This is a genomic window from Aliiglaciecola sp. (genome assembly GCF_039982535.1).
Lineage (GTDB): Bacteria > Pseudomonadota > Gammaproteobacteria > Enterobacterales > Alteromonadaceae > Aliiglaciecola.
Map to the genome: position 1 here is coordinate 240,153 of NZ_JBDWYG010000017.1, position 17,388 is coordinate 257,540.

Sequence of the window (17,388 nt, forward strand, 5' to 3'; positions counted from 1 at the left end):
ACATCCCATGGCATGAATGCCATGCTACAACGCCAAAGCATAAACATCTCCATGGCGTAAATGCCATGCTACAACGCCACGGCACAAACATCTCCACGGCATAAATGCCATGCTACAACCCTCACAGCATAAACCTCTCCATGGCATAAATGCCATGCTACAGCCTTGGTGTCATATTCACGGCATAAATGCCGTGCTACACACGCTCGTTGTTATCTATTGCCTTGAAGAATATTTCGCTGTCTTGGCGAATATGCCGTAATTTTTCATCTTTCATTCTGTTTAAGGTGGCGTATGGCATGCCGAGTCTTGGGTTGGTGGCGAGCTTGTCTCGGTTGCGGTCTAAAAAGTCCCAATATAAATAATTAAACGGGCAGGCTTGTGGGCCGTTTTTCTGCTTAACGTTATAATGGCAATGTTGGCAGTAATCGGACATTTTATTGATATAACTGCCACTTGCCGCATAGGGTTTACTGGCTAACAAGCCTCCATCGGCGTATAAAATCATGCCGCTAACATTGGGCATTTCCACCCATTCATAGGCATCGGCGTAAACGATCAAATACCATTGGTTAACATCATCCGGATGCACACCACTTAACAGCAAAAAATTTCCTAAAATCATTAATCGTTGAATATGATGGGCATAGGCGTTATCTCGGGTTTCACTGATACATTGTTGTAAACAATTCATATCAGTATCAGCACTCCAAAAAAACTCCGGTAATTGTCGCTGTGCATGGAGGGTATTTTGTTTTTTGTAATCGGGCATTTTTAGCCAGTAAATCCCTCTTACATACTCCCGCCAACCAAGTACTTGCCGAATAAACCCTTCAACAGAGTTCAGCGGCGCATCACCATTATGATAAGCATTCTCGGCCAGTTCGATGACCTCTCTAGGTACTAGTAAGCCACAGTTTAAATAAAAGCTAATATGGGAATGGAACAACCAAGGTTTGCCTTGCACCATGGCATCTTGATATTGGCCAAAGTTGTATAATCTTTCCGTCACAAAATTTTTCAATACCATTAATGCTTGTTTTCGCGTGGTGGCAAAATGAAAATTATCTAAATTGCCAAAATGGTCGGCAAACTCAGTTTCCACCAATTTTAATACTTCTTGGGTGATCTGGTCTGGTTCAAATTGGGTGTGGCTGGGAATTTCGACATCTTTATCCATTGCATTGCGGTTAGCGCTGTCATAGTTCCATTTTCCGCCACTGGGTTGGTCAGCTTCCATTAACGTCATGGTGGATTGACGCATTTGCCGATAGAAAAACTCCATTCGCAGTTGTTTTTTATCTTTTGCCCACTGGGCAAAATCATCGATATGACTCAAAAATCGGTCATCATCCATTATTGAGACGGGAATATTTAACTTTTCTTGCCAGCTTTTGAAATCTTGCAGTACTCGATATTCACCCGGAAAAGTAAGGGCAATTTGTTTAATATTGCTATTCTCTAGAACACGTTTTACTTCTTTGTATAACGATCCTTGGTTGTCTGGATCGTCATATTTGATATAGCGAACTTGATAACCAGAGTTTGTCAGTTGTTGCGCAAAATGGCGCATGGCAGAAAATAAAAAAGCGATTTTCTTTTTGTGATGCTTTACGTAACTGGCTTCCGTTTTTACTTCCGCCAGTAAAATTAAATCGTTGTTTTTGTCACAATCCCGCAAACTAGCTAAAGACATGCTGAGCTGATCTGCAAGAATTAATCTAAGGGTATTTGCCATGCTCTTGATCTCAATTCTGTAATTTAGGCATTTTTGACGGCTTCATATGCGTCTAAAGCCTGTTGGCGTGACTCTTTTAAATCCACTAACGGGTGAGGGTAGTCTTCTCCAAGACAGATCCCGGCTTTAGATAAAACTTCCTTAGGTGCATCCCAAGGTTTGTGGATATATTTGTTCGGTAGGTCTTTTAGTTCAGGGCAATAATGTCGGACGTATTCGCCTTCGGTATCAAACTTTTCCCCTTGGGTGACGGGATTAAAAATTCTAAAAAATGGCGAAGCATCCGCGCCTGAACCCGCAACCCATTGCCAACTTGCGCTATTAGCAGCGAGATCAGCATCTAACAAACAATCCCAAAACCAACTTTCACCATGATGCCAATGTGTTCGCAAATTTTTCACTAGGTAGGAGCCCACTATCATGCGCACACGGTTATGCATGTAACCGGTTTGCCAAAGTTCACGCATGCCAGCATCCACAATAGGTACACCTGTTTGCCCTTGCTGCCAAGCCTCTAAATCGTTATTGCGTCCCCGCCACTGGTATTGATTAAATTTTCCATTGTAGTTTTCACTGGGTAATGTGGGAAAGTGATACAACAAATAATAGCTAAATTCTCGCCAGCCAATTTCACTTAAAAAACAATCCATATGAGGGTCTTCCATGCTGCCGTCAAACTTATGCAAAGTGGCATACCAAATTTGGTTAGGAGATATTTCACCGAAGTGCAAATGTGGCGAAAGATGTGAGGTGCCATTGAGGCTAGGCACATCACGGGCTTGTTTGTAGTCGTTTACTGGTTCGTTTAAAAAGTCGCTAAGCGCAACTCCCGCGCCTTCTTCTCCAGGCTGCCACTGTTGCTGCATTTGTTTGTACCAGTTGATCTTGGGCATGATTTCAAGACTGTCTATTCCTGCATCTAGTGTCTTGTGATAAATAAATGTTGCTTGTTTTGGTGCAGCCTCTACGGAACGGGGAGAGGGCGCTTTTAAGCATCCTTTGCGGTAAAACGGGGTGAACACTTTATAGGGTGTTCCGCTTTGGTTCATAATCGTCCATGGCTCCCATAACAAGGAACCATTAAAACTATTCACAGTGACACCGTCTTCTTGTAACTGTTGTTTTATCTGTTTATCACGGTGGATTTGCCATGGCTCGTAACAACGATTCCAAACCAGTTGTTCAGCTCCAGTCTCAGATATCAAGTTTTGCAATATCTCTAGGGGATCACCGCAAGCAATATGTAACTTTCCATCTAAGGACTTGTTTAAGCTGTGCAACGAATGGTGAAGCCACCATTTGCTGGCCGCCCCTGGAGTAAAACTTTCGGCATTACAATTATCATAAATATAAACGGGGAGCACGTCGCCATTTTGGCAAGCCTCGCGCAGTGCAGGGTTATCCCTGAGGCGAAGGTCTTGACGAAACCACATGATGCTAATTGGATTGCTCAAAGCCAAAGTCCTTATTTTGTAATCAAAGATGTAAAGTAACTAATACCCATTTTAGACCAATATGGATCTCAGCAAATACGCATATTAATTTGTACAACGGTTGCGATTCAATTAACGTAATCACACGTGTTGTATAGAGAGTTAGAGTTAGTCAATGAACCAGTTTTCCAAAGAGTACCTTGTAGTTGCACAAAATGCCTCGGGTAGAAATATGAATGTGCCTTTGTATCGTTTTAAAGGTAGCAAGACAGGTCCTAAAGTCTATGTGCAAAGTTCAATTCATGGCGCTGAGGTACAGGGCAATGTGGTGATTTATCATTTAATTCAGACCCTGAAAAATCTCGATATTTGTGGGGAAATTACCCTAGTGCCAAACTGCAACCCAGTGGGCACCAATATCAAAGCGGGTGAATATACCTTAGGACGGTTTGATCCCATTAATGGAACAAATTGGAATCGAGGGTACTATTTTGATCAAGACTTGGTAACTGACTTTGTAGATACGGTGGCGGAAGATGAACCCTTAAACTCCATAAAATCACGCTTTCGTCAGGCCATTAAACAGAAAATTGATGAAAAGTTAACGGATACTTGGGGTCTAGGGCTGGCGCAGCAGCTTAACTTGAAACTCCAACAACTGGCCTTTGATGCTGATATTGTCATTGATTTGCACAATGGCCCTGTGTCTACACGGCATATCTATGTGCCTGAATATGCTAAGGCTTCAGCGACTTTATTTAATATTCCACATGTTATCTCGATCCCCAATCAATTTGCCGGGGCTTTAGATGAAGCGACCTTTTGTCATTGGTGGACTTTACAAGATTTATTGTCTGCAAAAAGGGCGAATGCCATTCAATTTGAAGTTGAAGCTTTTACCTTAGAAATGGGGTCACAAGAAGTCATTAGTTTTGATGAAGGTTTGTATGATGCACAAAGCATTTTGTCTTATTTAAATGCCAAAGGTTGCCTAGTGGATGCTCAATACAGTCCCAAAGAGATGCAGCGAGTGGCGGTGACATTAAACAATTACAAAATCTTATATACCCATCAGGGAGGCATAGTGGAATATTTGGCTAAACCTGGGGTGGAAGTCAAAAAAGGGCAGCCATTGGCCAAAGTGCTCAATGTAGACGAACTAGAAAATGAACGGGGAACAGAAACTCTTTTTGCCCCCTGTGATCTCATTCCAATCTTGCACTTTCCCTCAGCCTCAGTGCTAAGTGGTACACAATTGTATAAGTGTTTTACCCATTATATTCAGTTAACCTAAGGCTAAGGTGTCAACTTTAAAGTGCTGGATTTGAGAGATGTTTATGGCATACTCAAAGCAAGGCGAGCGAGTGCTCAGTTGGTCATGCCGTTAGTACAAGGAAGTTTAAGTTTGTCAGAAAACAATATAGAAGGAAGCCTGTATGCCCCCCCTCAAGCGGAATTGGCTAGCTCAGGCTTGGATAATGCCATTGAACGCAATGCCTTCTATGTAGTTTCACCCAGTAAATTAATTATCTTATCGTTTTGTACCTTTAACCTTTATCTTATATTTTGGTTTTACCGTAATTGGAAGTTACAAAAAGACAACGCTAACTTTCCCTGTATCCCCATTTTGCGGGCCATTTTTAATCTGTTTTTTGTTCACTCTCTGTATGCACAGGTTAATGACGCTTTGCAGTCTAAAAGTATTCACAGCAAAGCTTCTGGTTTTATGGCTACCTTCTATTTGCTAACCATTTTAGTGTCGATTTTTAGTAATCAATGGGAACCCACCGATGAGCAACTTGCGTCCTTTGTATTGGTTTTTTTTGCCACAGTAGCTCTACAAATATTGCCTATTTGGTACGTTCAAGGGCACATCAATCAAGTGTGTGATGATCCTCAAGGGAGACAAAATAGTCAATTAAGCTTGCTCAATTGGGTGTTTATTTTACTGGGTATTGTCTACTGGGGTTTTGTGTTTGTGGGAATATTTATGTCTTATCTTTGGCAGTAAACAAGAGTCGATGTGGTGAAAATAGATAATCAAATTAATTTAGAAACCCCAGAAGGTATCGATATACAGCTCACGCCAGCAGGTCTTGGTGTGCGCACCTTAGCCTTCATTTATGATTTTCTTATCCGTGTTGTTATTGTACTAGCCGCCATAATCCCATTAACCTTTGCCGGTAACTTAGGCGTGGGGATAATGCTTATCGTGATGTTTTTAGTTGAGTGGTTTTACCCAGTAATATTTGAAGTGATTAAAGGCCAAACACCCGGCAAAAAATCCTTTGGATTAACGGTGGTGTATGACAATGGTTTGCCGATCAATTTTGCTGGTTCGCTGATCCGTAATCTATTTAGAGCGATAGATTTTCTACCGTCATTTTATTTGTTGGGGGGAGCTTGCTTGCTTCTCTCTAAGCGCAACAAACGGGTAGGGGATTATATTGGTGGGACTATGGTGGTTTATCACGAAGCCCCCCAAAGGCTCAGCTATTTTAGTTTTGAAAAACAAAAAAATATCGAACTAACACTCGATGCTGACATGCAAAAATCGATAATTGCATTTGCCGAACGCAGTAAAACCCTAAGTGCTCAGCGACAGCAAGAATTGGCCAATATTTTATCTCCGATTCTTAATGTGCAAGGCCCTGAAGCCGTTAGTCAACTTAAATCCATCGCAGCTAATTTGGTGGGTAAAGCATGAAGCAACATGATTTTATACAATTGCGTCAAAAGCAGTGGGAAGAGTTTGCAGAAGCGGTAAAAGATCCCAATAAGCTGCATGAATACGATATTGATCTTCCCCATGCATTTAGACAACTCACCCATGATTTAGCGGTGGCCAAAAGTCGTCTTTACAGTCCGGCTTTAATTTCCCGCTTAAATGATTTGCTGCTGCAAGGTCAGCAATGTTTATACAAACCCAGTAATCGCGTTTGGGCACCGTTTTGGCAATTTGTGAAGTATGATTTTCCCGCCCAGCTACGGCTTATTCGTCCCTACGTTATTTGGGCCCATATCTTATTTTACGGTTTGGCCTTAATTACGTTTTCAGCCACTATCATCGAACCGGAATTTGTGCGGAATGTGATGCCAAACTCTCAGGTAACCGAGTTAGAACAGATGTACGACCCCGCATCGAGAATAGATGAAAGTACCGGAAATTACCGCAACGAAAGAGACTCGGATAGCGACTTTTTAATGTTTGGGTTTTATATAAAAAATAATATCTCCATTGCCTTTCAGTGTTTTGTGGGGGGATTTTTATTGGGCTTTGGCACCCTTTATTACCTAATGTTCAACGCCATATTTTTTGGCGCAGTGAGCGCGCACATTGTAAATGTAGGGTTCTCCAGTACGTTTTTTTCCTTTGTGATCACCCATGGTTCTTTTGAATTAACCGCCATAGTGTTGTCGGCAGCGGCTGGTGGGGTTATTGGTATGCATATTATCCGACCTGGACAGTTGTCTCGTACCGCAGCCTTAAAACACGCGGGGAAAGTGACGTTTCCGATTATTTTTGGGGCGTTTTTAATGTTAGTAGTGGCGGCATTTATTGAAGCCTTTTGGTCAAGTAGTACCTTAGTTCCCAATGCAGTGAAATACACAGTGGGCGCGGTATGTTGGGTGTGGGTGTTACTCTATACCTTCCCGCGAACCCCTCGAAAGAGCGGGAAAGCATCGTGAATATCGATAATATGACCTTGGAAATTCGCCCTCGCAACAGTTGGCGATCCTTCGACTTAGGTTGTCGCATGGCGCTGCGTTGGTATTCGTCACTGGTCAGTTTCTGGCTGGTGGTTACCTTACCCATTTTCGTCTTAGCTTGCGCCATAGATATTGTTTGGGGAGTCGTGGCTTTTTGGTGGTTAAAGCCGCTATATGAAAGAGGCTTGTTACATATATTAAGTCGTCAAGTGTTTGGCCAAAGGGTGACAGCCAAAGAGGCCATTAAAGCTTGGCCGCAACTCCTAAAAAAACAGTGGTTTGCCAGTATTACCTGGCGAAGGTTATCGCCCACTCGTGGCTTTGATTTAGCCATTCAACAATTAGAAGGCTTAGATGGTGTGGCGCGAAGTAAACGCTTAAACATCTTACATCGTACTACTGATGATAATACCGCTTGGTGGACATTTATCTGTTTGGGCTGGGAATTGATCATTATTTTCGGTTTAGTGGCACTGATTAGTTACGTTGTTCCGGCTGGCGTTGAGTTTGATTATTGGCAGGCCATCTCAAGTGATGCTTGGGGGATAGAGTTGACCTTTAACCTATTTTCTTACTTGGCTTATTTGCTCATAGGGCCTATTTATATCGCCGGTAGCTTTGCCGCTTATTTAAATCGCAGAGTGATTTTAGAAGGTTGGGATATTGAAATTGGTTTTAAGCGCGCCGTGAACAAAGTTGCCAAACCTGCAATGGGAACCGCAGCCAGTTGTATTTTGGCCTTGATGTTATGTTTTTCAACGGTATCAGAAACTTGGGCAGAAGGTGATCCTCAGGAAGTTTCAGTGCCCCAGTTCGAGAGCGAACAAGAATTACAACGCGAGGACACAGATCCGGCCAACCAACAGAATATTGAATTTGAAAGTGAAGCAAAGGTACAAGCAATATTGGATGCGCCGCCGTTTAATGGTCAAAAAACCGAAACGGGTTATCGATGGGTAGGCTGGGATGACGACGATGAGACAGAAAAGGAAAGTCAGAACTCATCTACTGATTTACCCGCATGGTTAACTGCTGGTTTATTGTTTTTTGCAAATTTTGCCGAAGTTTTAATGTGGTTAGCGTTTGGCGTTGTGCTGCTATTGTTGGTCTATCTGAGCAAAGACAATATTAAAGGATTTTTTAAACAATCCCCCAAACAAGCCCCCGTAGAGGAATTAGAAATGCCTCTTTTTAGTCAAGTCTATCAAGGGGATACCTTGCCTGATGATGTTGCCTCAGAAATGGATCTTTTGTTTGATGCTCAGGCTTATCGGAAATTGATGTCGTTAATGTTGATAACCAGTTTATTGGAAATCAGTAAAAAGCAGGCCTTACCTTTGACCAAGTCTATGACCGAACGGGAGTGTCTTGAAGTAATTAAAGCCTCTGTTGTTGGTGAGCGTAGTGAGTTTATGCAGCGGCTGGTGGACACTTGGGTTCATTTAGCTTGGGCACATGAATGGCCTGAAAAAACCACCATGCAATGGTTATGTGATAAGTGGAAAACCTTGTTTGCTGAAACTGAGGTGAGCCCATGAGCAGTGCGAACTTGCAGCCTGTAGAAGCTAAACAAACCTGGACAGTCAGGATTTTATCGGCACTGATCATTTTGATTGCCGGTGTGTATATATATAAGGGCTTTGAAACTTACGAAAAAGTAACGGATATCGGCTTTAATGAAGAAGCCCGTAAACAACCCTTTTTAGCGGCCAAGTTGTTTCTCGAACAACAAGGAACAGATGTACAATTACTTGAAGATTATCGTTTGTTGTACGCCAACACTGACGCTGCGATTTTTCCCAATACTGACGACACTATTGTTTTATCAGAGGGGGAAATCGCCCTATCTAGTAGTATCGCTGAGCAATTACTCGACTGGGTAAATTCTGGCGGCCATTTAGTTATCGCCCTTAACGCCAGTCAGGACGCCGATGTTTTTCGCGCTAATTCACTGATTCAACAATTAAACCTCAGTGTTTATTGGTTGTCAGAAGAAACAGAATATCAGTTTGTGGCAACGGAGATAATCAATCCTGACGAGCAACCTTTAATGGTCAATCTCGAAACTAGATATCGCTTGGTGTTACCTGAGGATCCCAATATCTTTTATACCGCAGGGGATATAAACGGTCCTACTTTTGCTCAGATGGAAATGGGCGATGGCCTCATAACCATGCTTACTGATGTCTATATTTGGAATAATTATCAAATCGGTGTTGAAGACAATGTAGAGTTATTGGCGCAATTAGGCGGTAATTCATCTAAGGTCTACATTTTTTCTAGTCGTGAATTACCCCATTGGTTCAGCCTGTTGTACGATTTTGCTCCCTACTTTATTTGGTTTGCAGCGGTTCTGCTTGCTTTAAGTATGTGGCATTGGTCCATGCGTTTTGGACCTATTTTTCGCACATCGGAAGATACTAGCACGCCGTTTTCATTGCACATCAAAGCTGCGGGCGAATTTTATTGGCGACATAAACGTCAACAGGCGTTAATCGAAGAAATTCGTCACTCCGTTATTGTGGCCTTACACAAAAAACGACCGGCAACCAAGAGTGCCGAAAGACAACAATTACTTGAACAATTGTCCCAGTTAAGCGGTTGGCCAACAGATACGATTAATTCGTTGATGTTTAGTCAAACACAAATGAATGAAACACAATTTACCCAAAGAATAGCGAGTCTACAGACTCTCAGGAAAATGTTATGAATGACGCTGAATTAGATCCCAATCAATCACCAGAGATCTCCCCACAACCAGCCATAGATGAAGGGCAAAATGAATCGCTAATTGATCAGCAAACACTGAATCAAGCCTATGCACAAATCAATGGCTTAAAAAGCAATGTTCAGCGCTTATTGATTGGTCAAAATGACGTAGTAGAGCAAGTGATTATTGCGTTTTTGGCGGGTGGACATGTATTACTTGAAGGTGTACCAGGACTCGGGAAAACCTTATTAATAAGAGCATTGGCAAAGAGTATTGACCTTGACTATAAGCGGGTGCAATTTACACCGGATTTGATGCCCGCCGATGTCACGGGTCATTCCATGTTAGACATGGCTACAGGGAAATTTACATTGCGTAAAGGGCCTGCATTTACGCATTTATTATTGGCTGATGAAATTAACCGAGCACCGGCCAAAACTCAGGCTGCCCTGTTAGAAGTTATGCAAGAATATCAAATAACCATTGATGGTCAGAGTATGCCACTTGAAACGCCTTTTATGGTATTGGCTACTCAAAACCCCATCGACAATGAAGGGACTTACCCTTTGCCTGAGGCAGAGTTGGATCGTTTTATGTTGAAGGTGTTGGTTAGTTATCCTGAACATCACGACGAGATCACCTTAACCAAACTCAATACCGAAAACCAAACCGGTATTGTTAACGCGGCAATTCAAAGTGTATTGAGCAAGCAGGATGTACTAGAGCTTAAAGAACTGGTTAGTCGGGTGCTGATTGATGACAAAGTGGTGGATTATGCTGTTGGGTTAGTGCGGGCAACCCGAGAATGGGACGGAATTGTCCACGGAGCAGGAATTCGAGCGAGTATTGCATTAGTACAGGCTGCTAAGGTGAAAGCCCTTTGTGAAGGCCAAGGGTTTGTCACGCCGGATCATATAAAAGCCATGCTGTTACCGGTTTTACGACACCGCATAATCTTATCTGCAGAGCGAGAAATATCTGGTTCTTCGGCAGAACAAGTGCTCTCGGAAATTATTCAACAGGCGGCATCTCCAAGGCAATGAAACTGATCAGGCTAGCCCCTTCAAAGCGATTACTTAAATGGGTCGCTACACTGTGCGTTATCGGTTTGGTATTGCCAATTGTCATTTATTTTAATGGTTTAGGGCAGTTTTCTGGCTTACCGATGGCGTTGGCATTAGTTGCAATTGCACTAGTGGGATACGACTTAATCATCAGCCGTCATGCTCCCCAAGTGGCGGTGAAAAGAGAAGTGCCTAACAATTTATCGGTGCACGTGCCGCAAACGGTAAGCATTGCCATTGCCAACCGCGGGTATCGGAATTTGAATTTGCAATGCAGTGAAATTGTCCCTGAACATTGGCATTGTTCTAATAATTTTCACCGTTGCCAATTAGAGCCTGGTCAAATCGCTGAGTTTGAATATCAGGTTACACCCAGCAGAAGGGGACCTTCGCAAATTAGCGCCACTGAAATTAAAGTCGAATCTAGGTTGGGCTTTTGGGATTTTGTGTACTGGATAGAACATGTTAGCGAACATAAAGTCTTTCCTAATTTTACCGCCATTTCAGATTTGGCTGGTTTACATGGAAGCGTGAACCTGACACAGGCGGGGTTAAAGAAGTTTAACAAGCGCGGCAGTGGCATGGATTTTCTGCAATTGCGAGATTACCGTGAAGGCGAAAGTATCAAGCAAATAGACTGGCGCGCCACTAGCCGATTTAACAAACTGATTTCACGAGAATATCAGGAAGAAAAAAATCAGCATGTAATTATCATGCTCGACTCTGGCCGACGTATGCACGTGCAGGATGATGATCTGAGTTATTTTGACCATGCCCTTAATTCACTGATCATGTTGTCTTACACCGCATTAAAAAATGGCGACAATCTAAGTTTACAAAGTTTTGGTAGCGAATCTCGTTGGTTAAGTCATGTGCGTGGTGCGCAAAATGTCAGTAAAGTTATGCAGCATTTTTATGACCTATATCCTCAAAAGATTGCCAGTGATTACCTAAGCGCAGCACAGGAGTTGTTAGTCAAACAACCTAAGCGGGCATTGATACTCTTAGTTAGTTGTCTGCGAGATGAAGATTTTGACGATTTACTTAAAGCGGTAGAATTACTCAAAGGCAAACATTTAGTTGCGGTGATCAGTATCGAAGAACCCATCTATAAACAGATAGATGATCACACTGTAGAAACTTTCGAGGACGCCATTGTATATGCGTCAGCCCATAAAATTAAAAAGTCCATAGATCGTAATGTACAACGGCTAAAACGAGAAGGCGTGATTTGTATCAATGCACCCGCTTCCCACCTAACACCCAATGTGCTAAACACGTATTTGAGTATTAAGAAGGCCGGTTTACTGTAAGACTTACCTTGACTATATTGCTTTATATCACCCGAGAATAGCGACCTATTTGCTGATTCTTAATATAGGCATCAAAGCTCATACAAATATTACGGATCAGTAGCCTAGCTTTGTCTTTAACGACAATTTGCGTAGCTGAGTTTTCAACTAGATTATCTTCCTCAAACGGCTGTAAAGCACGCAAACTGTGCTTGAAATAATGGTCAAACTGGATGTCATACAGGTTTTCCACTTGGGATTTATCTAGGGTGAAGTTACACATTAATTGGCTAATAACGAAGCCTCTAATTTGGTCATCAAGGTTTAATTTGACGCCTTTGTGAACCGCACTATGGGTTTCATTTAATCCTTGATAATACTCGCCTAATTGTTTGTAGTTTTGACTGAAACAATCACCGATATTGCTGATTGCGGATACTCCAAAACCAAGTAGATCGCAATCTGCGTGGGTGGTGTAGCCTTGAAAATTACGGTGCAGTTTTTGTTGCTTTTGTGCCTTGGCTAGTTCGTCATTTGGTTTAGCAAAATGATCCATACCAATCATGTTGTAACCTGCATCTAGAAAACGTTCAATTGCTAACTTCATCAGTTCCAGTTTTTGATTTACATTAGGCAGCCACTCATCACGTAGTTTTCGTTGGGCAGGAAAGCGTTCCGGTAAATGGGCATAACTAAACAGAGATATTCTTTGCACACCCATTTGAATTACTTTATCAACAGTGCGTTCAAATCGTTCTGGGGTTTGATGGGGAAGCCCATAAATCAGATCTAAATTAACTGAGTTAAAGCCAATTTTATTTGCTCGTTCAACAATTTGTTCGATCAATTCTGTAGATTGCACCCTATTTATAGCTTTTTGCACCTGGGGATCAATATCTTGAACACCGATACTGAGTCGGTTAAAACCAATATTAGCAAGGTGGTCAATGTAATCTAAGGTTAAGTTTCTAGGGTCTATTTCTATACCAATCTCTACGTCTTCGCTAAGTTTGAAGTGACTTTTCAATACCGCTATTAAGTTTGAAAGCTGTTGTTTGCTTAAGAAACTTGGGGTACCTCCTCCTAAATGAATTTGACGAACTACGTACTTCTTAAACAACTCCTGACGCTGAGTAATTTCAGCCAGTAAATGAAACATATAATCCTCCGCCTTTTCTGGGTGGCGGGTGACAACTTTGTTGCATCCACAGTAGTAACATAGACTGTGACAAAAGGGGATATGAATATAAAGTGACAGATCCGTATTCGGTGAAGTCTTTACCGCTTTGATTAAATCATCATTGTAAAAAGATTCACTAAAGGACAATGCCGTAGGGTAGGAGGTATAACGTGGCCCATTTGTGTTGTATTTTTCAAGTAAATTGGGGTCGAAGAATCGTTTTGAGTTCATGGTGTAATTCGCAATAATCATTTAGTTATTGCAGTTTAGTTTTTTTACATTTGAGCTTTATTGATCTTGCGCAATATTTTGCCAACTTGAAAATTGTGGTTAAATTTGTGAGGGAGTAGACGTAAAAAATGGCAGATTAACTGCCATTTTTATGCCTATCAAATGATTAAAACTTTAACGTTCACGGTAACCAAAAAACTTATTCGCTATAATTTCCTCAGCAACACTTTCGGGAACTGCACTTTCCCACTCCCCGCGACCTAACGGTAGTTGCCTCAATAAATCTCGGGAATAGATTGAAAATAATTCGCTATCACTGCATTCAATTCCGGCAAGGAAACCATTTTCCAGTAGATGTCGATAAAGGAAACGTAAGTGTTCTGGAACTTTTACCAAGGTGAAGTCATTGAGTTCGCCATTTTCATCTATCTCTGGATAGATATACATGCGGGTATTGTCCGGAAACAGTTTTCCGAAGCCTTCCATAATTCCGCCTTCAACACCTTTATAGCTGGCTTCATCAAAAATCTGTTTGATATTTACCATACCCACCACAATGCCTATTTGCATCTTGGTGTATTGACGGAAATAAGCCCGTAACGAGAAATAACGAGTATAGTCTGACACCATCACGTTATAACCTAAAGAGTTAAGCAGTTGTACTCGCGCGACTATGTCTTTTTCAGGCATTTGCGCGTCGTTCCCTTTCATATCATTTAAGGATATTTCTGCAATGACCGCTGTATTCGATTTATCCACACCTTTTAGTTCGTAAAAAGATGTTTGGCCTTGTTCAATCATATCGACATTGAGCTTGGTGACTGGCCTGAATGAACCTCGAATGGTGAGAATATTCTTTTTGTACAGTAGTTCTGCGGGGATCGCCACACTGCCATCGGGTTTGAACATGACTGCGCGGGTTTTCCAGCTGCGGATCAGGTGCAAATTTTTAATTCGATTATCCACATCAAGGAAGTAGGGGCCTTTGAAGTCGATAAAGTCAATTTCAACTCGATTGGGTTTCATGTTATCGGTGAGTGAGTCGATAATCATTTTTGGATCTTCAAAATAGAAATAAGCAGCGTATATTAAATTCACGCCAATCACGCCTAATGCTTGTTGCTGGGCTTCAGCATTGTCATCAAGCATTCGTACATGGACTTTAATATCAGAAGGTTCTGCACCAGGGTACATTTGAATACGAACCCCTAGCCAAGCATGACATTCGTTTTTGCGGCCAAAACTTTTCGCTGCCACCGTAGCTGCATAAGCAAAATAACGTGAACTTTTAGAGCGAATATTACCTACTCGATCGACAACTAAGTCGAACTCTTGTTCCATCATCGCTTGAACACGGGCTTGACTCACATAACGCCCATCTTGTTGCACGCCGTAGATAGCATCTGAAAAAACCATGTCATAGGCTGACATAGTTTTTGCTATTGTCCCGGCTGCTGCACCAGCAATAAAAAATTGTCTGGCAACCTCTTGCCCAGCGCCTATTTCAACAATAGTCCCATATTTTTTTTCGTCGAGGTTAATTCGTAGTGCTTTTTGACTAGTTGATCTAGAACTGACTTGTTTATCCATTGATTTTACCCCAACTGATGTGCTTCTCAGAAGAATAGTAGAATATCCGCAAAAAGAGTTACAGAGAAAATTTGTATTAAATAACTGAAACTTACATCAGTACTTTAGTTTTAGTGTGAGTATAAGGACATCGAAAATAGCAAAATTGGAAATCTCGCTTAAACTTAAGGTGGATTATTTATGGAGGACACCATTATGAAAACGCTTAAAATGCTATTAGTAATGAGTTTGTCTTTTGCCTTAATTGCATGCAGTCCACAACAGGCAAAGTTGTCAAGTCAAACATCTGAAGAACCACCCTTGAAAGATTCTGAACAATCCGCTGAGAATGAAGTTGAATATCCATCTTGTTCATATAGTTTAGGCTTTGATGTCTGGGAACCCTACCAGTATATCAACGTTGATGGCGAGGTAAGTGGCGTCGATATTCATATTGTCACTGGAGTGCTGAATGAAATGGGATGCTCGGTATCTTACGTGCAAGGCACTTGGGTATCCTTATTGGAAGATTTGCGCTTGGGTAACGTCGACATACTTATTGGCGCGTCTAAAACCCCTGCAAGGGAAGAGTTTGCGTATTTTAGTGAACCTTACCGTACCGAACAGTTTTCTTTATATATACGCAATGATGATAAAAAGCGTGCCGCCTACAATGATATAGATGAGTTTATTGCCAATGGCAGCAAAATTGGCGTTGTAGGTGACTACTATTACGGGCCACAGATCACCATTTTGCAAGATAGCAAAGCGTCATCTAAGAACTTTGTAAGTAGTATTATGGGGGAATTAAATATTGCACGATTACTCGATATGGATATTGACGGATTTATAGAAGATAGTTTTGTGGGAGCATCGATGTTGCGCAGAAAAGGGTTAGATAACTACATTGTTGAACATGGCTTTACAGTCACTACTGGAGATATTTACGTCATGTTCAGCCAATCTAGTGTACCTGAGGCAGATGTTCAGAAATTTAATTCTGCATTAGATGACTATGTGCAAAAGGATAGCTACAAACAAACGTTGCATAAATACAGTAGATAACCTTCATAATATTAACTCGTGTTAACTTCGCCCATACCTAACGCTAATAGATATGGGCAAAGTGCTACTTTTTCACTAGTGTTCTTGTAACCGTTATACGTCCAATATGAAGGCAGACTCTGTAATCGATTTTATTATGTCCTGCTCTATTGGTGAGCTATTACTAACAGGGGCCTCTGTTTCGTTTGACATATTGAAAGGACTGGTACTTGAACTCTCGGAACTCGATAGTGTAACTGTTGAGCTTCCCGAAACGGTGGCTAAGTTGCCAGCTTCATCCTCAATATATACGTCAGCAGATACTGGTCCTACTGAAAGATTTGCTATTGGACCTGTTGACCAAGTGCCGTTAGCTAAAACTGTCGTAGATAGCTCGAGTATCACATCAACACCGAGCACTTTGACCGCTAAATCTATATTCAGCGTTCTGCCACTCATATCCGTATCTGTAGTTCCTGTTAATATTGGACTCAAAATTGTTGGGAAGGAGGAGATCTCTAGATTAGGGGCTATTGTATCTATCGTTGCAGTAGTTGATGCAGTTGCCTCATTATTAGCAGCGTCAAAAATTGACAAATCTATATTAAGTAGACCTTCTGAAACATCAAACAGTAAGTCAGTTTCAAAGTCTCCATTTTCGTCAACTATCGCAGAGGTAGTTTGTTCATCACCGGCGAAATCTGTGGTGGTAATTGTAACCGTCCCGCCAATTTCATCAGATGTACCAAAAATTGTTGGTGTAGCGTCATTGATTAAACCCAACGCTGCAATATCTAATGTAGGAATACTCAAGTCAATTAAACCTGAGGTAGAAGCGGTGGCCAAATTACCCGCATCGTCCAATACTGACACTTCAACGTTTAGCAAGCCTTCGGAGATGGCATCGGGTACCGCGATACTATAGGTATTGTTGGCTAACACGGTGGTGGTAAAGGACTGAATATCCCCATCACCATCGGTTAAGCTAATTGATACGGTGGCACCAACTTCATCACAAGTTCCGCTGATCACCGGATTTGCACTGTTGAGTGCCGACAAAGGGTTGATGGCCAGCTCTGGAAGCGTTAAGTCAATTAAACCTGAGGTGGAAGCCGTCGCCAAATTACCCGCATCGTCTAACACTGAGACTTCAACGTTTAGCAAGCCTTCGGAGATGGCATCGGGAACCGCAATACTATAGGTATTGTTCGCCAATACCGTCGTGGTAAAGGACTGAATATCCCCATCACCGTCGGTTAAGCTAATTGATATGGTCGCGCCAACTTCATCACAAGTTCCGCTGATGATTGGGTTAGCACTGTTGAGGGCAGAAAGCGGATTGATCGCCAGCTCTGGAAGCGTTAAGTCAATTAAACCTGAGGTGGAAGCGGTGGCCAAGTTACCTGCATCGTCCAA

General features: G+C 41.9%; 14 protein-coding genes. 9 read left to right on the top strand and 5 right to left on the bottom strand.

All coding sequences use genetic code 11. From position 1 onward, the window contains the following. Positions 1-196: 196 nt before the first annotated feature. Both ABJV04_RS03955 and ABJV04_RS03960 read right to left on the bottom strand, forming a co-directional pair. Positions 197-1,738, bottom strand: coding sequence for a cryptochrome/photolyase family protein (locus ABJV04_RS03955; protein WP_348490004.1), 1,542 nt, complete (start codon positions 1,736-1,738; stop codon positions 197-199). A gap of 23 nt (positions 1,739-1,761) precedes the next feature. Continuing rightward, complete coding sequence (locus tag ABJV04_RS03960) at positions 1,762-3,192, bottom strand: deoxyribodipyrimidine photo-lyase (protein WP_348490005.1); 1,431 nt, start codon at positions 3,190-3,192, stop codon at positions 1,762-1,764. 154 nt (positions 3,193-3,346) lie between these two features. Between ABJV04_RS03960 and ABJV04_RS03965 the strand changes: the two genes are divergently transcribed. From ABJV04_RS03965 to ABJV04_RS04000, 8 genes are read left to right on the top strand one after another with little or no spacing between them, the layout of a single operon-like run. After that, positions 3,347-4,465 (top strand): succinylglutamate desuccinylase/aspartoacylase family protein, encoded by a 1,119-nt coding sequence (locus ABJV04_RS03965; protein ID WP_348490006.1) that lies wholly within the window; start codon positions 3,347-3,349, stop codon positions 4,463-4,465. A gap of 21 nt (positions 4,466-4,486) precedes the next feature. Then, positions 4,487-5,182: a hypothetical protein gene (locus ABJV04_RS03970; protein ID WP_348490007.1), complete on the top strand. Its 696-nt coding sequence runs from the start codon at positions 4,487-4,489 to the stop codon at positions 5,180-5,182. 15 nt (positions 5,183-5,197) lie between these two features. Next, the gene (locus ABJV04_RS03975) at positions 5,198-5,878 is read left to right on the top strand and encodes an RDD family protein (protein WP_348490008.1); all 681 of its coding nucleotides are present in this window, start codon (positions 5,198-5,200) and stop codon (positions 5,876-5,878) included. Continuing rightward, positions 5,875-6,861 (top strand): stage II sporulation protein M, encoded by a 987-nt coding sequence (locus tag ABJV04_RS03980; RefSeq protein WP_348490009.1) that lies wholly within the window; start codon positions 5,875-5,877, stop codon positions 6,859-6,861. The genes ABJV04_RS03975 and ABJV04_RS03980 overlap by 4 nt, the downstream gene beginning before the upstream one ends. Next, on the top strand, positions 6,858-8,420 hold the full coding sequence (locus ABJV04_RS03985; RefSeq protein ID WP_348490010.1) for a hypothetical protein: 1,563 nt from the start codon (positions 6,858-6,860) through the stop codon (positions 8,418-8,420). Before ABJV04_RS03980 ends, ABJV04_RS03985 begins: the two co-directional genes overlap by 4 nt. After that, a complete protein-coding gene (locus tag ABJV04_RS03990; protein WP_348490011.1) occupies positions 8,417-9,592 on the top strand; it encodes a DUF4350 domain-containing protein in 1,176 nt (391 codons plus the stop codon). Before ABJV04_RS03985 ends, ABJV04_RS03990 begins: the two co-directional genes overlap by 4 nt. Further along, positions 9,589-10,635, top strand: a complete 1,047-nt coding sequence (locus ABJV04_RS03995; RefSeq protein ID WP_348490012.1) for a MoxR family ATPase — start codon at positions 9,589-9,591, stop codon at positions 10,633-10,635. Before ABJV04_RS03990 ends, ABJV04_RS03995 begins: the two co-directional genes overlap by 4 nt. After that, on the top strand, positions 10,632-11,969 hold the full coding sequence (locus ABJV04_RS04000; RefSeq protein WP_348490013.1) for a DUF58 domain-containing protein: 1,338 nt from the start codon (positions 10,632-10,634) through the stop codon (positions 11,967-11,969). The genes ABJV04_RS03995 and ABJV04_RS04000 overlap by 4 nt, the downstream gene beginning before the upstream one ends. A gap of 22 nt (positions 11,970-11,991) precedes the next feature. Here the strand turns inward: ABJV04_RS04000 and hemN are convergent, their stop codons facing one another. Beyond that, the gene (hemN, locus tag ABJV04_RS04005) at positions 11,992-13,359 is read right to left on the bottom strand and encodes an oxygen-independent coproporphyrinogen III oxidase (protein WP_348490014.1); all 1,368 of its coding nucleotides are present in this window, start codon (positions 13,357-13,359) and stop codon (positions 11,992-11,994) included. Between the two features lie 174 nt (positions 13,360-13,533). Then, positions 13,534-14,949 carry a TonB-dependent receptor gene (locus ABJV04_RS04010; RefSeq protein ID WP_348490015.1) on the bottom strand — a complete coding sequence of 472 codons (1,416 nt, stop codon included), beginning with the start codon at positions 14,947-14,949 and terminating at the stop codon, positions 13,534-13,536. Between the two features lie 195 nt (positions 14,950-15,144). Between ABJV04_RS04010 and ABJV04_RS04015 the strand changes: the two genes are divergently transcribed. Then, complete coding sequence (locus ABJV04_RS04015; protein WP_348490016.1) at positions 15,145-15,993, top strand: transporter substrate-binding domain-containing protein; 849 nt, start codon at positions 15,145-15,147, stop codon at positions 15,991-15,993. Between the two features lie 93 nt (positions 15,994-16,086). Here the strand turns inward: ABJV04_RS04015 and ABJV04_RS04020 are convergent. Next, positions 16,087-17,388: Ig-like domain-containing protein (locus tag ABJV04_RS04020; RefSeq protein ID WP_348490017.1), on the bottom strand; the 1,302-nt coding region annotated here is incomplete at its 5' end.

Excerpts from the sequence above, each read along its gene's own strand:
- ABJV04_RS03955 (WP_348490004.1), bottom strand. The coding sequence starts at position 1,738 with ATGGCAAATACCCTTAGATTAATTCTTGCAGATCAGCTCAGCATGTCT.
- ABJV04_RS03965 (WP_348490006.1), top strand. The coding sequence starts at position 3,347 with ATGAACCAGTTTTCCAAAGAGTACCTTGTAGTTGCACAAAATGCCTCG.
- ABJV04_RS03980 (WP_348490009.1), top strand. The coding sequence starts at position 5,875 with ATGAAGCAACATGATTTTATACAATTGCGTCAAAAGCAGTGGGAAGAG.
- ABJV04_RS03990 (WP_348490011.1), top strand. The coding sequence starts at position 8,417 with ATGAGCAGTGCGAACTTGCAGCCTGTAGAAGCTAAACAAACCTGGACA.
- ABJV04_RS03995 (WP_348490012.1), top strand. The coding sequence starts at position 9,589 with ATGAATGACGCTGAATTAGATCCCAATCAATCACCAGAGATCTCCCCA.
- ABJV04_RS04000 (WP_348490013.1), top strand. The coding sequence starts at position 10,632 with ATGAAACTGATCAGGCTAGCCCCTTCAAAGCGATTACTTAAATGGGTC.
- hemN (WP_348490014.1), bottom strand. The coding sequence starts at position 13,359 with ATGAACTCAAAACGATTCTTCGACCCCAATTTACTTGAAAAATACAAC.
- ABJV04_RS04010 (WP_348490015.1), bottom strand. The coding sequence starts at position 14,949 with ATGGATAAACAAGTCAGTTCTAGATCAACTAGTCAAAAAGCACTACGA.
- ABJV04_RS04015 (WP_348490016.1), top strand. The coding sequence starts at position 15,145 with ATGAAAACGCTTAAAATGCTATTAGTAATGAGTTTGTCTTTTGCCTTA.